At 64.4% G+C, this 379-nt stretch carries 1 protein-coding gene; it reads left to right on the forward strand.

Going from position 1 to position 379, the window contains the following annotated elements; genetic code table 11:
* A partial coding sequence (locus tag ACZXDY_RS46490; protein ID WP_464350101.1) for a transposase occupies positions 1-318 on the forward strand: 318 nt, incomplete at its 5' end.
* Positions 319-379: the final 61 nt, after the last annotated feature.

Below are 379 nucleotides of genomic sequence, written 5' to 3' on the forward strand. Positions count from 1 at the left end.
TACAAGCAGATGACACTCGAGACCTTCGAGTTCATCCGCCGCTTCCTCATCCACGTGCTGCCCAAGGGCTTGCATCGCATCCGCCACTACGGCCTGTTCGCCAAAGGCGCTTGCGCCGGCAACATCGCACGCGCCCGTGAGCTGCTTGCCATTGCAAAACCTGAAGGTCGGCCCACCGCGGCCGCCCTCGATCCCAGCAAGCCGGCTTGTCCATGCTGCGGCGGTCGCATGATCATCATCGAAGTCTTCGCGCGCGGTGCAATGCCACGGCATCGGCCGACAGCTCCAACGAACCACATCAGGATCGACACCTCTTGACCGTGCCGCAATCCCGCAAATCCGCTCGCCGCGCTCGCTGGCCCTCGACCGGCCACGGCAG

It is taken from the genome of Bradyrhizobium sp. LeoB3, from assembly GCF_055456055.1.